Origin of the sequence: Streptomyces albicerus, from assembly GCF_008905045.1 — a bacterium.
Lineage (GTDB): Bacteria > Actinomycetota > Actinomycetes > Streptomycetales > Streptomycetaceae > Streptomyces > Streptomyces albicerus.
Map to the genome: position 1 here is coordinate 1 of NZ_VWMY01000081.1, position 15,167 is coordinate 15,167.

12 protein-coding genes and 1 pseudogene are annotated in these 15,167 nt (G+C 69.2%); 5 read left to right on the top strand and 8 right to left on the bottom strand.

The genetic code is table 11. From position 1 onward, the window contains the following. On the top strand, positions 1-2,090 hold a 2,090-nt coding region (locus GAS53_RS45920; RefSeq protein WP_151483742.1), incomplete at its 5' end, for a helix-turn-helix transcriptional regulator. Between the two features lie 148 nt (positions 2,091-2,238). Here GAS53_RS45920 and GAS53_RS45925 read toward each other — a convergent pair. The 4 genes and pseudogenes from GAS53_RS45925 to GAS53_RS45940 all read right to left on the bottom strand — a co-directional run. Continuing rightward, positions 2,239-2,721, bottom strand: a pseudogene (locus tag GAS53_RS45925) (FAD-dependent oxidoreductase); the annotation flags it as partial. A gap of 337 nt (positions 2,722-3,058) precedes the next feature. Then, entirely contained in the window at positions 3,059-3,301 is a 243-nt protein-coding gene (locus GAS53_RS55695; RefSeq protein WP_192583577.1) for a hypothetical protein, read from the bottom strand. Between the two features lie 420 nt (positions 3,302-3,721). Next, positions 3,722-5,254, bottom strand: coding sequence for an NnrS family protein (locus tag GAS53_RS45935; protein WP_151483743.1), 1,533 nt, complete (start codon positions 5,252-5,254; stop codon positions 3,722-3,724). A gap of 246 nt (positions 5,255-5,500) precedes the next feature. Then, a complete protein-coding gene (locus GAS53_RS45940; protein WP_151483744.1) occupies positions 5,501-6,547 on the bottom strand; it encodes a beta family protein in 1,047 nt (348 codons plus the stop codon). A gap of 412 nt (positions 6,548-6,959) precedes the next feature. On the opposite strand from GAS53_RS45940, the gene GAS53_RS45945 reads away from it, so the two are divergent. Beyond that, on the top strand, positions 6,960-7,865 hold the full coding sequence (locus tag GAS53_RS45945) for a hypothetical protein (RefSeq protein WP_151483745.1): 906 nt from the start codon (positions 6,960-6,962) through the stop codon (positions 7,863-7,865). Positions 7,866-7,902: 37 nt separating this feature from the next. Here GAS53_RS45945 and GAS53_RS45950 read toward each other — a convergent pair whose 3' ends face one another. The 3 genes from GAS53_RS45950 to GAS53_RS45960 all read right to left on the bottom strand — a co-directional run bounded on the left by GAS53_RS45950 (position 7,903) and on the right by GAS53_RS45960 (position 11,535). After that, entirely contained in the window at positions 7,903-8,538 is a 636-nt protein-coding gene (locus tag GAS53_RS45950) for a DUF6461 domain-containing protein (protein WP_225859526.1), read from the bottom strand. Between the two features lie 476 nt (positions 8,539-9,014). Continuing rightward, on the bottom strand, positions 9,015-9,929 hold the full coding sequence (locus GAS53_RS45955) for a DUF1152 domain-containing protein (protein ID WP_151483747.1): 915 nt from the start codon (positions 9,927-9,929) through the stop codon (positions 9,015-9,017). Positions 9,930-10,008: 79 nt separating this feature from the next. Further along, positions 10,009-11,535, bottom strand: a complete 1,527-nt coding sequence (locus GAS53_RS45960) for an MFS transporter (protein WP_151483748.1) — start codon at positions 11,533-11,535, stop codon at positions 10,009-10,011. A gap of 184 nt (positions 11,536-11,719) precedes the next feature. Here GAS53_RS45960 and GAS53_RS45965 point away from each other — a divergent pair, with 184 nt between their 5' ends. Further along, on the top strand, positions 11,720-12,070 hold the full coding sequence (locus GAS53_RS45965) for an ArsR/SmtB family transcription factor (RefSeq protein WP_151483749.1): 351 nt from the start codon (positions 11,720-11,722) through the stop codon (positions 12,068-12,070). Positions 12,071-12,081: 11 nt separating this feature from the next. Here GAS53_RS45965 and GAS53_RS45970 read toward each other — a convergent pair whose 3' ends face one another. Then, complete coding sequence (locus tag GAS53_RS45970; RefSeq protein ID WP_151483750.1) at positions 12,082-12,864, bottom strand: phthiocerol/phthiodiolone dimycocerosyl transferase family protein; 783 nt, start codon at positions 12,862-12,864, stop codon at positions 12,082-12,084. 656 nt (positions 12,865-13,520) lie between these two features. Between GAS53_RS45970 and GAS53_RS45975 the strand changes: the two genes are divergently transcribed. Together GAS53_RS45975 and GAS53_RS45980 are read left to right on the top strand one after the other, a co-directional pair. Further along, a complete protein-coding gene (locus GAS53_RS45975) occupies positions 13,521-13,886 on the top strand; it encodes a MerR family transcriptional regulator (protein WP_151483751.1) in 366 nt (121 codons plus the stop codon). Between the two features lie 46 nt (positions 13,887-13,932). Beyond that, positions 13,933-14,949, top strand: a complete 1,017-nt coding sequence (locus tag GAS53_RS45980; RefSeq protein WP_151483752.1) for an NADPH:quinone oxidoreductase family protein — start codon at positions 13,933-13,935, stop codon at positions 14,947-14,949. Positions 14,950-15,167: the final 218 nt, after the last annotated feature.

Consider the following 15,167-nt stretch of genomic DNA (forward strand, 5'->3'; position numbering starts at 1 on the left):
AGCTGCCTCGCGGGTTGACCGCGGCCGAGCTGGCCGGCGGCTTCGGGCGTCCGGACGCATGGCCGTTGTCGAGCCAGCTCGAGCAGGGATTCCTCCGTCGTGTCCAGGCGCTTCCGGCCGAGACGCAACGCCTGCTGTTCATTGCGGCCGCCGAGCCGGTGGGCGACGTGACGTTGTTGAGGCGTGCGGCCGAGCTGCTGGGGATCGACGTCTACGCCGCCGCGTCACGCTCCGACGCGGCGGAGCTGATCACACTCGGTACCCGGGTGCGGTTCCGGCACCCGCTGGTGCGCTCGGCGGCCTATCGCGCGGCAGGCCCGAAAGACCGTCGCGAGGTGCACCAGGCGCTGGCGGACGCGACCGATGCTCAGCTCGATCCCGATCGCCGGGCCTGGCATCTGGCGCACGCGACCTCGGACCATGACGAAACGGTGGCTGCCGAGCTGGAGCGTTCGGCGGGCCGGGCGCAGGCGCGCGGCGGGATTGCGGCGGCGGCGGCGTTCCTCGATCAAGCTGCCGAGCTGACGCCCGATCCCGCCCGCCGTGCGCAGCGCGCAGTGGATGCCGCACAGGCGAAGCTCCGCGCCGGTGCGTTCGAGCCGGCGGCTGCTCTCCTCGCCGCGGCGGAGGCCGGACCCCTCGACGAGCTCGGGCTCGCGCGGATCGATGTGCTGCAGGCCCAGATCGCGTTCGCGCAGGGCCACGGCAGTGAGGCTCCTCCGCTGCTGCTCGCCGCCGCTCACCGGCTCGAGCAGTTCGACGTGGCGCTCGCTCGTGATACCTACTTGGAAGCGGTCTCGGCGGTGATATTCGCCGGCCGCCTGGCGCGCGGCCCAGGGTGGCGGGAAGTGGGCGGGGCGGCGCGCGGGGCGCCGCCGCAGCAGCAGCTGCTGCGCGCGCCCGACATGCTGCTGGATGCCCTTGCCGTGCGTCTCACCGACGGCTACGCGGTCTCGACGCCGATGATCGAGCGAGTCCTCGGGGTGTTCTGTGATGAGGACGTCTCCGTCCAGGACTCGCTGCGCTGGCTCCTGCTTGCGGGGATCATCGCGGCGGATCTATGGGACCACGAGCGCTGGCACATAGTCGCCGCCCGTCACGTGGCGATCGCCCGTGAGGCCGGCGCGCTCAGCGAGCTCCCCCTTGCGCTCGACTCCTCCGCCGTCGTGCACGCCTTCGCCGGCGAGCTGGCGGCGGCGTCGTCGCTGATCGAGGAGGTAAGAACGGTGAGTGCGGCGATCGGGAGCAACCAGCCGCCCTTCGGTGCGCTCGCATTGGCTGCCGTTCGGGGTCACGAGCGCGAGGCACGCACGCTGATCGACGCCACGATCAGCGAGTCCGTGCCGCGTGGCCAGGGACTCGGAGTTACCGTCGCGCACTACCACCACGCGGTGCTCTGCAACGGCCTCGCCCAATACGACGACGCTCTGGCCGCGGCCCGAGCGGCAGCCGCCCACCAGTGGGAGTTCGGAGCGCCGCGCTGGGGCCTGGCCGAGCTGATCGAGGCGGCCGTACGCAGCGGCTCACCCGAGCTGGCGCCCGACGCGCTCCAGCAGCTCTCGGAGACGACACAAGCCAGCGGCACCGACTGGGCACTGGGCATGGAAGCGCGCTCGCGGGCGCTCCTGAGCGAGGGCGACGCCGCGGAGCGGCTCTACCGGGAGGCGATCGAGCGGCTCGCCCGGACCCGGGTCCGCGTGGAGCTGGCCCGCGCACAGCTCTTGTACGGCGAGTGGCTGCGCCGCGAGAACCGCCGCGTCGACGCCCGTGCCCAACTGGGCATCGCACACGAGATGTTCAGCCAGATCGGGGCCGAGGCGTTCGCCGAACGCGCGCGAAGCGAGCTGCACGCCACGGGAGCGACAGTCCGGAAACGGACCGTCGCGACGCGTACGGCTCTCACTGCTCAGGAGGCGCAGATCGCTCGTCTCGCCGGTGAAGGGCTCACCAATCCCGAGATCGGCGCCCGGTTGTTCATCAGCCGGCACACGGTCGAGTGGCACCTTCGCAAGGTGTTCTCGAAGCTCGGCGTTGCCTCCCGCAAGGAGATCCGCACCATGCTGCTCCAAGGCGAGGCGACGTCAGCCTAGGCCGGGGCCGTGGGGGATGGTCGGAGAGTGCGCTGCGCAGTTGTCTGCGGGAGGTGTTGCCGAGTTCGGCAACACCTCCCGCAGGACAAGGAGGGCGCACAGAAGGTGGTGGCGTGCTTCGTGTTCAGGCGGAGCCTGGTGAGTGCGCGTCCGCCAGCTCGGCGGCGGTCTCCAGGCCGGTCGGGCCGGCCCCGACCACGGTCACCGGAGCCGTCGCGGGCGCCGCATCCAGCGCCGACCGCAGTCGTTCCGCCCCCTCGAGGTCCGACACCCAGTAGGCGAACTCTGCCGCTCCGGGCACGCCGGGATCGGCGGCGCCGCTGCCCACCGCGTAGACGAGGTAGTCGTAGGAGACCGTGCCACCGCCCGCCAGCGACACCTGGCGCTCGGCAGCGTCGATCCGGGTCGCGGTGTCGACCACCAGCGGGACGTTCCCGCCCATGACCTTCCCGAAGTCCTCGGTCGCGTCATCGGAGCCGGTCACGCGCTGGTGCAGGCGGATCCGCTCGACGAACTCGGGACGCGGATTGACCACGGTCACCGACACGCCATCACGCCGCGCCAGGCTGTTGGCCGCCGTCACGCCCCCGTACCCCCCGCCGATCACGACTACCTCGACGTTCCCGTTCATCATGTCTCCCTGGTGTCTCTGGACTCAGCCAAGGGACACCGGCCGCGCATCCGGTGTAACAGCCCGCGGATGAGACGTAGCGCACATCGGACGCGGCGAAAACGCCGCCCCTTCCACCTGCGACGGCTGCGAGCCCGCGACGGGCGGGCGCAGGTCAGCGTGATCGGGGCCATGAGCGCACCGCTCGGCGGGGACCGCCGCATGAGTACCTCACGCCCGGGGCGGACACCGGCGGCGTATCTGGCCTGTCCTGCTGCTGACCGGCGGGCTGTCGCTCCCTCGCGTGTAGGCGTGAGGGAGCAGCCGAGACTCCTTCCTTATCGGCTCCGGGGTCTGGTCACTGGTGGCCGGGCACCGTCAGGTTGTCTACCAGCTGCGCCAGGGCCGACTTCGGGACGGGTCCGCTCAATCCGCCGTTCGTCCGCCCCTGGGGCGGGCTCGAGTCTGTGAAACCTGAGCCTGTGGTGTCGTTGACACCCTGGAAGATGCCAAAGTCAACGGGCCCGTCGTCTGCTGAGGCGGGGATGGCGGCCGCGAGGAGAGCCGCACCGGCAAGCGCGGCGGAAGCGATCATCTTCATGCCTGAACCAACGATGAGACTGGCGTCAGGATGCTCCGTTATGCGCCTTTGATGGAGCGTTGGGGCTGGTCCGACGCCTCACTAGCCGTTCGTGGCACCAGCCCTGCCTGCGGGGCCGCCTCTCGGGAGGAGCACCGTGAACTACCGCCCCTCCCGAGCACGAAGCGCGGCCCGCCGACAGATCGCGCGAGCGACCGCCCTTCCATGAAAACCGGAGAGCCAGGGTTCCCCAGGGGTGGGCGGTTTCGTCCAGCGCAAGTGGCGTTGGCTCGGCGTCGGGGCGGCCACGGCACACCCGACTCGGTGGAAGTGCACACCGTGACACGCGAGTTCACGATTGTGCTTCAGCTCGACCCTGCGCGGAGCCCGGCCTCGGCTGCCGCCTGGTCGCCAACGACGGTGTGGGCGGAGGCGGCCTTGTCATGAGGCGCTGACGGCCGGTGCCGCGCAACCGCTCGTCCCGGACTTGGCGGGCGTCAGTCGGACCTGGGAGGCCCGGAGCTTGAGTGGCTCGCGGGTCGTCCGGTCCCACAAGACCGCGGTTCCACCAGCCACGCCGAAGGACAGGTAGGGACGTTCGGGCGACAGGCGCGGCCCTTCGCCGGACAAGCGAGCGAGCGGCACTGCGGGCTCGACGCACGTCCACTCCGATTCGACGCCGAAGTAGGACGGCGGGTCGTCTCCGCGCTCGGCAGCCTCAGTAGTCCTGTTCACCGCCGTCCGCGCCGAATCGAGGGCCTGCAGGGTGACCACGCCGAGCATCAGCAGAAAGAAGCAGGCGTTCAGGGCTACGTTCAACCGCTCGCCGGGTGCCGCGTAGGAGTGGTGCCGGTGCCGTGCAATCCCCCACCAGGCAGGGACGACCAGCACGGGACTGAGAAGTGCGAGCAGTTTCACGGCTGCCAGCACCTGCCAGACCGTGGGCACCTCGATGTCGTCCGGTGAAAGGGACAAACCGTCTGCGTAGAGGGCGTGGAGCACGGATCCGGCGGCCAGAAACGAGGACAAGGCCAGGGTCACCACCAGAGGGACCGCCCAGGCGACCCACTCGCCCCAACTCCACTGCCGTACGAGGAGCCACAGACCCGACAGCACCCCGATCACAAGTGCCGTCATGAGTATCTGACGTCGCGTCCAGCCGCGTCCCTCGTCGTCGAGGAGGCCGAGACCGGAAGCGGCGAAGAACGCCATGAGCAGGAGAACGGCCACGACGCCGACCCGTCTGCCCTCCTGTGCCAGCCGCGTTCCCGCACGTACGCCGCCCGCTGCCCCGAGAGCGGCCACCGCTGCCCAGAACCACCAGGCGAAACCGGATCGACCGGCGGCGAAGACCAGCGCCACGGCTGTCAGCAGGGACCACGAAACCGCGTGGAACAAACGACGTTCGGTCTCCTCCTCAGGCCAGTACTTCACCGTGCCGCGCCAGCGACCGTCGAGGGGCCGGACTCCCGCTCCGGCGACATGAGGGGTGTGTGTCCTTGCCAGCCGAAGAGCCTGGCGCGGCTGTCCCGACACGACGCCGCCCGCGTCGTACCATCCGCAGCGCAGGGCCAGGCGCGAGACAGTACGACGCCAGGAGTGCTGTGGACGGGCGCGACGCCGCGCGCTGTCGACGACCCGCCACTGCGAGAACATCTCGCGATCGCGCAGGATGGGCTCCGCGAAGCGAACGTACGCTTCGAGCCTGGCGCCGCGCATGGCCTTGCGCACCCTGGTCGCCGCCCCCCGGTCGCATGCCTTGGCGGCACCGAACAAGCGAACCTCGATCTCGTACACGCGCGCTTCGGGGTCAGAATCCAACGCCGCCCCTCGGGGCTGCTCCCCGCCTGAGGAGAAGCCGCGCACCGGCCAGCCGTGCTCATCGAAACACCGCTGCGCCTCCTCCCAGTCGTCGGGCCCGCCGTGGACCTCGACGAGAGCCCGGACCCTTTGGTCGTAACGCGCTTGCGGCATGCGGGGCTGACTCCTCCTGTGCGGCTTGGTTCTGCACGTCGGCTTGCGCCGGTCGTACCGGGGCAGGGCGGCCATGCACTCGGTCTGCGTGCGTCGGGTCGTGGGCAGCCACGTCTGCCCGCCCCCTGGAGCCGCAAGTTGTCACGGGCGGCTCGGTTTCCGTCCGGCGGGAGCGTACGTCAGGGCCCCGACCGCTGGGCCTATTCTCGCCACGGAATCAACTAGCCTATTGCGGCGTGCAGTTGACTAACGGTCGGCGGCTGGATTCACGCCCTGGACGACATACGTCATGTGCTGCGCATGGGCCTTCTCGTCCCAGGTGCCGTGGTTGCCCGCGGTCTCCTCCCCTTCGGCTCGGCGGCACAACCAGCGCTCGCCCGCGCTCGCCTCTCGTCCCCGGAAGTCCGAGAGGCCGGTGAGGAGCCGGGCCGCGGCGCGGTTGGCCATGTCGTGCCTCTTACCGAAGGGGATCTTCACCAAGTGGTACGAGCGCTCCGTCGTGTATCGCAACAGCCCCCACGGGCTGGCGCCTTCGGTTGCCGGACGGGTCACGTAGGAGGCCGGTTGGGTGCTGTAGTCGCCGTATCGCAGCCACGGCAGGTAGGAGCGTCCGCTGTGATGGATTTCGTGCCAGGCGTCCCAGTCCGACCGTGGTTCCTCGTGCACGGTCCCCTGCCAGAGGTCAGTGGGCGGCTCGGGAAAACCGCCGGCCAGGACCGTGATCGTGCGCCACGGAGTGAGCGGAACCAGTGCGTCCAGGGCTCGTAGCGCCTCCTTAGCGGCGTCCGATCGGTCGGGCAGAACAGTCCCGAGGTCCACGAACAGGTCGGCTGACGCGTGGTCGGGGAGACGGTCCAGCAGTGCAGCGACGTCCGTGGTCGTCCGGTCGTACCACTCGCCGGGGAGCGGCACCCGCACTCCCATGCCTTCCTCGAGCCGACGGGCCACGGTGAGGGCAAGCGACTGCTGAGCCTCGGGCCGCTCGGGACCGGTGACCGGGAGCAGGTTGCGGTGGTCCCACCACTCGGGAGCCAGTGCCTCGGTCAGGGCCGCGGCTTCGTCGCTGTCGGCGTAGGGAGCGTCCAGCCAGGCGGAGCCGTGTCCCTGGGCTGCAGTGACATACCTGGTGTCACGGTCGATCCGGTCAGCCAGCGGTTTGGACAGCATGCCGGGATGGGGGTGCAGCGTCCACAGCGGTGCTACCCGGCTGCGTTGCTTCGGTTCCAGTGCGCGATAGGCCGCTGCCGCATGCTGCCTGGCCGGCAGCACGGGAACGTACAGCGGTACGGACATGGCGGCCCCCCTCGGCACTGCCCCGCGCTCGTTGCCCTCCTTTCAGGGTGAAAGCCGCAAGGAAGCCCGCAAAGGGCGCCAATCAGCCAATGATTGTACGTAGCAACTGAGTTCACGATGCACTGAGGCGGTGGAGTGGAGTGATGGTCGCGTTGTGGTCCTCTCGAAGAGGCATCCGGACCGGCGGAGGACCCGTCCCGTCACGGGCTGTCAGACCTGCGCTATGCGGTTGATCCGCACCACACGACAGCGACCGCTGTGACGGGAGCGCTTCGGAACGGACCTCGGTTGACGAGGAAATCCGTACCTTGCCCCGCGCCCCTTGCCGGCATCGGACGCGCAGATCTGGGCCAGGACGGGATGCCGTGTCTTCCTCTGGCACACTTCCCGCAGCCGTACGAGGGGGGAACATATGAGTGAGCAGGATGTCGACGCACGGGTCGAAGAGCTGACCCGGGGGTTGCGACGGATGGCCGCGGGGCTGCTGGAGACGGCGGCCGAGCATCCGGATGCCGTACGGGCGCGGGAGTTGTCGGCGGCGGCCCGGGTGCTGACGAACGACGTGCTGGCACGCCTGGACGCGGAAGCCGTCGGGGATTCCCCGGCGCACCGCAGCGAGCCCGGGGTGCAGGACGCCGTACCGCTGGCGAAGAGCGCGGTCTCCGAGTCCGGGACGGCGCTCGACGAGTTGGTGGAGCTGTATCTGCCGGACTACGCGCGGCGCCTGGACAGGGACCCGGTGATGTACGACCCGGACCTGCCCTACGAGCGGTGGAACTCCCTGCACCGGGTCCGGTACGGGCGCGGCAATCCTTTCGAGAACGCGCCGCTGTGGAACGACGCCGTGCCCAGCCGGGGGAAGGCGGTGGTGCGCGCCCTGACCTCCAAGGCGGAGGTGCTGCGCCGCCTGCATCACAGCTACGTGATCCGGCGGGACCTGGACAGCCCAGAGGGAGAGCTGGCGGTTCAGGTGCTGGAGGGATGCAAAGCGATCCGTCGCTGCCGCGCGATCGACGACGGCGGCTTCGTCGACGCGTCGGATCTGGCGCTGAAGCTGGACGCCCTACAGTGGCGCGCCCTGGTGATCGCCGCCGGGCGCGGCGAGTACGCCCGTGCCCAACTCCTCACCCAGCTGCGACAGCTGGAGGTGCTGGCCGCCGCCGTCCTGGAGCTGGACACGGCATTCCGGCAGCGCAACAGCAGCCCCTCCCTGGGTGCCCGGATCGCCGGGGCCGCGCATGGTGTGAAGGCGGTGCTCCAGCACTGGCCGCCGAAGGTCGAGGCAGCCGCTGCAGAATCAGGTCGTACGGCGCTGTAACGCCCGGAACAGCAGCACCTTCCGCCCCGCAGCGACGTCAGGTGAAAGCGGCCGCCGGAAGCTCTGCCTCCGTTTCCTCCCAGGGGAGGTGGATGTCGATCTCGCCCTCCAGGAACCGCAGGAACGCGACATCGCCCGGCTCGTCACCGTTGTGCACGAAGCCGAGCGCCACCTCGGCCGCGGTGCCGGTCGTCAGGTGCGGCAGGCCTGGCTCGAAGGACGTCACCGCATCGCCGCGGCAGGCATAGTCGACGCGGCTGAACCCCTTTGCGTTGCGATGCACGCAAAACGCCCGTCCCCGCTCGGACAGCGCCGCGAGGTACGTGCCTGTCCGGCAGTGGAATTCCTCCAGCGCATACGCCCAGCCCGCCACCGAGCCCGCTCGGACGATGGTGTCCGGCGGGGCGGGCAGAAAGCCGGCGCTTGTCAGCTGGGCAACCGCCGTTTCGTCTTCCCAGTCCAGGAAGTCGAGGTCATTGATGTGGTCCTCCTCATCCCTCGGCAGCAGCTCGTACGCTGCGGAGCGGTTGAGCGGGACGATGTGGCGCTCCTCGGCGCCGACGCGGCGTAGCAGCTCGTACGGCGAGAGGCCCTTGCTGAGGGTTAGCGTGAAACTGGTGGTGTTGGCAGCGGCTATCCAGCGCAGCCCGTTCTCCGCAGGTCCCCGGTTCATCAAGTCGCCCTCCCCGCACGGTGGCCGCCGCGATGACGGCCCCTGCGAGCAGAATCTGACGCTCAGTACTGACACCCACGTGCGGTAGGACAGCCGGAGTCCAGAGGCGGTTGGGCAACTGCGGAACCTGCGAAGGCTGTGCCGGCCGTACGGACGCACTCACCTCCTACTCAACGGCGCAAGCAACAAGTCACTCGATACAGAAAGCCCGCCTTTCCGGAGATGGTGACCGGGGCCGCGCAGCTGCCGGACGCGACCGCGCTGGACGGCGTTATGTGACCTGTCGGGTTGTCTCAACCATCTGGACTCGCATGTTGATAAGTCGTGTACGCGCAGGGAGTCCGCACTGTCGGTCGCATCAGTAGATGATTCACAGCCGACCGAGAACTGGTAGTGCCCCTAAATTCTCGCCGGCCGTGACGTCGTTCCTGGCGGACGCAGCGATGGCACCGGGCAGCGCACAGTCGACCTGGTCACTAGTGCGGGAAGCGGCGGGGTGGGCGAGTGACTATGGATTCACGGAACTCGGCAATCCGCGAATGGACTTGGCGCATCAGGTGGGTGTCCTCGATCCGATCCAGGCAGAGGCAGCGGGCTGCCAGGCCCGGGAGGTCGAAGGCGAAGTACAGGGACATCAGCGGGTTCACGAACAACTCGCTGCCCCGGGTGCGGTCGGTGAACCGGACATCGCCGAACGAGCCGCGCACGGCTGCCGCGATTGAACCGTTCACGATGCTGGGGTACTCCGGGGTGTGGTCCTGAGCGTGCGTCACCGCGTCAAGGTAGAGAGCGCCCTCACGGGTGGCGCGCGGTATCGAGAACGCACCGAGGTACGCGCCGTCGCGCTCCAGCGCGGCGATATTCTCCAATACCTGCATGTGGTTCACGCCGTGATACGCGTCTACATCGAAGCCGACTGACACGACGAGCCGCGTAGGTATGCCGTCCAGTGCGGCCAGCGCCGCCACGCTCGTCAGGTCCTCCTCTGGAGTGCCGAGCCCGGCTTCATCGCCGCGCATCAGAATGTCCGTACCGCCGTCGACCAGCCCCACAGCGTCGACGCAGTGCAGCTCGATCAGTGCTTGGTAGGCGGCTCGCAGCGGGCGCACCCCGGTCTGGGGGAAGGCGTACACGGTGAACGGGTAGCCGTGCCGGCGCAGCCACTGAGCGAGGGTCCGCTCCGGGAAGTACCTCTGGTGCAAAGCGGAGTCGGGAGTGACGGCGGCCAGGTCGGGGGCGACCCAGTCATCGATCGGGAGACCGGCGAGTGCGCTGAAGGAGAGGTTCGCGAGATATACCTGCTTGCCCTGATGCAGGAGGGAGAGAGCCAACGGCAGGCCGGAGCCCCGGCCCCGGGCGCTCCCGAGTTCTCGACGCGACGACGAAGCCACGGAGTGACCGGAATCAAGACCTTCGGCCTTCGCCGCCCGGAGTCAACCTGCTGCAGTCATGCCCCTGACTGGCGCCCGCTCATGAGACGTCTGTAGCAGTTCGCATAAACGGCGAGTTGATCGTGTGGGAGGAGGATCGGCTCGCCTTCGAGCGGCTGCAGAACCGGCTGCAGCCGCGCGACGCTGGGCGGCCCGGGCTGCTGCCGAGCGGCCGGTCCGCTTCGTCGCCCCGGGACCTGCGGAGGCCGGCCACGCTCAGCACCGCGCTGATCGCGAGGGCCACCACGGCCGACAACAGGGCGGCGCGCAGTCCGGACAGGAAGTGGTCCGATGTGGCCTCGCCGACGAGCAGGCCCATCACCGCGACCCCGACAAGTCCGCCCAGCTGGCGCGAGGCGTTGAGGACCCCGGAGGCGATGCCGGCATTGGCCGGGTCCACCGAGCCGAGCATGGCGTTCGTCATGGCCGGGACGACCAGGCCGATGCCGAAACCGGCGACGACGAACTGGGCGGTCATCTGCGCGTACGCCCCGGAGTCGACCACCGGCACGGTAGCGAGGTAGCCAACCGCGGCCAGGGTGTTGCCGGTGATCAGCACGGTCCGGGCGCCGTAGCGCTTGACGAGCGGGCCGCACGCCAGGTTCGCGATCATGATGGCGGCCGTCATCGGCAGGAACGCGAGTCCGGCGACGATGGGCGAGTACTCCCAGACCTGCTGGAAGAAGAGGCTGAAGACGAAGATCAGGCCGTAGAAGGAGAAGTTGAGAAGCACGCCGATGAGGGACGTGGAGCTGAACGCCTTCCGGGCGAACAGGTGCAGCGGCAGCATCGGGTCACCGCTACGGCGCTCCACCGCGACGAAGGCGACGAGCGCGACCAGGAAGACGGCCAGGCAGGTGAGGACGACAGCTGAGGTCCAGCCCTGCGCGTTGGCCTCCACGACCGCTCCGGTGAGCGCGCCCAGACCGACCACGGCGAGCACCTGACCCGGCAGGTCCAGCGAGCGGCGGACCGAGGCGTCGCGGGCGGGGGCGGGCCGGGCGTAGGCCCGGACGAGCAGGATGCCGACGGCGGCGATCGGGACGTTGATGTAAAAGATCGAGCGCCAGCCGAGCGAGTCCACCAGGATGCCGCCCACGACCGGGCCGAGTGCGAGCGCGAGTCCGCCGGCCGCGGCCCAGAGGCTTACGGCGCGGGTGCGCTCCGCCGGGTCGGGGAAGTTGGTGTTCACGATCGACAGGGACGACGGCACGATCATCGCCGCGCCGACGCCCTGGACGACGCGGGCCGCGATCAGAGTGACCAGCGAGGGGGCGGCGCCGCAGGCCAGCGACGTCACGGCGAAGAGCGCGAACCCCAGGACGAAGATCTGCTTGGGGTCGTACCGGTCGCCCATGGCACCGGCGGTCAGAAGGAAGGCGGCGAAGGTGAGCGTGTAGCCGTTGATCACCCACTCCAGGCCGGACAGATTGCCGCCGAAGTCCGCGGCGAGGGCCTTGGTGGCGACGTTCACGACGCTGACGTCCAGGATGACGACCACGAAGCCGAGGCAGGCCGCGAAGAGCGTCAGTCCAGGCCGGGCCTTGTGGGCTTGGGTTTGTGGCACGGGTCTTCCTTCCTTCGTGCCGGAGGATGGTGGGGGGATGGGAGCGGGGCCATGCGCCGCCGACTCCGGTAGAGTGTCCGTCTGTGAGCGAACAGTCTGAGTGTACGCAGATCATCGAACACCCTGCAATCCGTGTACGCCACACTCGTCACGGACCAAGCGAGTCGGGACGGAGCAACCAGCCATGACGGCACCGAGTCGGCAGCCGACGGCAGTCACGAGCCACCGCACGCCTCCGGTCCACACGCATCCTGGTGAGGTACCGCTGGAGACGGCACTGCTCGCCCTCGCCGACCCGGTCCGGCAGACCCTCGTGCGCGAGCTCGCCGGGGCCGGCGACTGGGAGCGGTCGTGCGGAAGCTTCGACGTGCCGGTCACCAAGGCGACTCTCAGCCGCCATTTCGCGGTGCTGCGCGAGGCCGGGCTCTTGGAGCAGCGCGATGCCGGGCCCAAGCGGCTCAACCGGCTGCGGCGCGCCGAGTTCGACGAGCGCTTTCCCGGTCTGCTCGACCTGGTCCTGCGACACGGCGGCTGAGAGGTCCATGGCTATACCTCCTGGACCTCGCCCTGGCGCACCGCGTCCGGGCGTACCGCCCGGTCGTGCAGCGCCTTCGCCACGCCCCGCACCGTGTCCCGGTCGGTGCTCGGGGTGCCGAAGGCGAGCGCCGTCGCGAATACCCCGCCAAGGGTGCCGAGATGGAGGACGACGCCGTAGTTGGCGCCGGTCCGGTTGACCACGGTCCGGTAGCCGGTGACCCGGTCCGCGTGCGGGCCGAGGGCCGGATCGACAACCCCGACGTTGGTGATGCAGATCCCGGGGGCCGACCCGGCGGCCGCAGTCTCCTCGACCGCCCGGCGGATCGCCGCGTGTTCCCGGACCGGCGGGCGCCACGCTGCGTCCGCCCGCTCCAGCGCCGCCGCGTAGTCGCGCGCGTGGCCGGACAGGTCGCCCCGGTCGAGCCGCAAGGGCAGGTTCAGTACGTTGATGAAGCAGCCCACGTCCGGCAGCGCGGCGCCCTGCGCGTACCGCCGCCGCAGTGACACGGCCGTGTACAAGGTGACCTCCGAACGGCCCGTGGCCTCGGCGAACGACTCGGCCAGCGCCACCGCGAAGAACTGGTTGACCGTCAGTCCATGGCTCTTGCACCAGGACTTGAGGGCCAGGCTCTCCTGCTGGGTGAGCGCCAGCGGGACGAAGTCCGCACGTCGCTCGCGCCACGGCCGATGAGCGGCGAACAGCAGCGGCTCGGGCCGCGCCACAGGCCGGCGGAGCGGGATGCCCGGCCGCTCGGGCGGCCGATAGGTCAACTCGTCGCCGTTGGGCGCCACGCTCCGCACGTTGTACGGACTCACTCCGTCTGCCGGGGCGAACAGCGCGTCCAGCAGGGCGCGGACGACGGCTCCGGTGGAATGGCCGTCCGAGATCGCGTGGTTGCGGGTGAAGTAGAGGTGCGCCGCCTCGGCGCCCGGGTCGCGGACGAGGTGCAGTCGCCAAAGCGGTCCGCCGGTCGCCAGGACGTCGTTGAGTTCCCGGCACAGTACGGCGTCGGGCGAGTCCGGTGCGGTGAGCAGGCTTTGCCGTATCTGCCCGGCCCGGGGCCCGGGCCCTGGGGTTCGTGGGGACAGCAGGGGTGACGAAACCGGATCTGGACACCGGGCGCGCGGCGATCACCGCCGCAGCCCCCGCCATAGCCGATGCAATTGGCGGTGACGTTGCCGTCTTCGCCTCAGACCAACCCCGCTCGAACCGGGCCTCGACAACTTCGTCTCCCGATTCCCCGGCAGGAGTTGAAAGAGGACAACTGATCTGGCTCAGCGCCCGACTTGTCGCGTACGTCGCCTCGACGGCCTCGGGATACGCCTGGGTCTTCTCAAGACAGCTCGGTGTTGCGGGACATGAGATTGTTGACGCCTGCGCAAGTCTTCACTTCGTCCTAGCGATGAGTGCTGGAAGACCACGGTGCGCCAGGACGTTGCCTCCAGGTATGAAGATCAGCGAAGCTTCCAGAACCAGCGGCGTAAGTGCGCGATCGTTACGGCACTACGAGGATGAGGGGTTGATCGTCCCCGGTCGTTGCAGCAATGGGTTCCGCGACTACTGCCCGTCCACTATCGACCGGGTGCTCGTCATCCGCTCGCTGCTGGAGTCCGGGCTGCCCGTGCGGTTGATCAGGGAAGTTCTGCCCAACCTCACTGACGGACCTGATGTCGGCACGGATGTGGTGGGCGCGGAGTTCCTGCATGAGGTGCAGAGCTATCGCGATCGGCTCGCGGCACGTATTGCCGTTCTCAGCGATCAGCAGGCGGCGCTCGATACCTACCTACGAGAGGCCCGTCGCACTGGCTGTTGACCGCCACTTGACCTTGACGTAAGTGTGAAACTTTTACGTTTCGTGCATGGAGATCAACGAGCAGCAGCACAGCGCTGAGCAGACGGTACGAGCACTGGTCCAGCGGTCACATCAGGGACCGGAGGACCTGACCCTCACGACCGATCGGCGCTGCCCCACTCCGGGGCCCGGCGAGTACCTGATCCGCGTGGGCGCCGCCGGAGTCAACTTCGCTGACGTCATGCAGACCCGTGGAACTTACGGAGCAGGCCCCCAGGCGCCCTATGTGGCGGGCTTCGAAGCCGCCGGCGAGATCGTGGGCATCGGCTCGGACATCGAGAGCCCGCTTGAGCTCGGCACCCACGTCATCGGAGCTGGCCCGGGCGCCTTCGCGCAGTACATGACGATGCTGGCCCCGGATGTACTCCCTGTGCCTTCTGGTTGGAGCGACGCCGCAGCCCTCGGTCTGGTGCTGAACTGGGCCACCGCCTTGGCGGCACTGAGGCCGTTGGGCGAGATCAAGACGGGTGAGGTGGTGCTCGTTCATGCTGCGGCCGGAGGCGTGGGGCAAGCCGCCGTCCGCCTCGCTCGCCACTACGGTGCACGCGTGATCGCCACGGCGTCACCGGCCAAGCATGACACCGTCAAAGGGCTCGGCGCCGACGACGTTCTGGACAGCGCACGCCCCGATCTGGCTGACGAGATCACCCGCCTGACCGGCGGGGTCGACCTGGTCCTGGAATCGGTGGGACAGGCCACGTTCGAGGTCAGCCTGTCGGTCACCAAACCCTTCACCGGACGCGTCGTCGTGTTCGGTGCCGCTTCCGGCGACGCCACTGTGACCACGCACGACCTGGTCTTCACCCACCAGGTCCAAGTCAAGGGCCTGCACATCGGTGCGCTGGCGGCCGCAGCCCCGTCCCTTTTCCAGTCGTTGCTCATCGAGATCGAGGCGCTCATCGCCCACGGCGTGTACCCGCCCGGCACCCCTCAGGTGCACCCCCTGGCCGAAGGGCCGGCAGTGCTGCAGCAACTCGAAGCCGGCCAGACCTGCGGCAAGCACGCCCTCGATCCCTGGCGCTAGGAACGCCTGTGACTCACCGCCATGCCCCACTGTCCCCCGAGGGTCGGCTGCGCCTCGTCCCAAGAGCGCGCGGCTGATCACGAACGAAGCAGATGCGATACAGCCAAGGTCGGTGTCCCTATCTGGGGCACCCCTCATACTGCTGGCACGGGAGGTCGTACGACGATCAGAGTCGTCGTCGGCGCCAGGTTCCGTAGCGGGTGGGGACGCGCAATGGG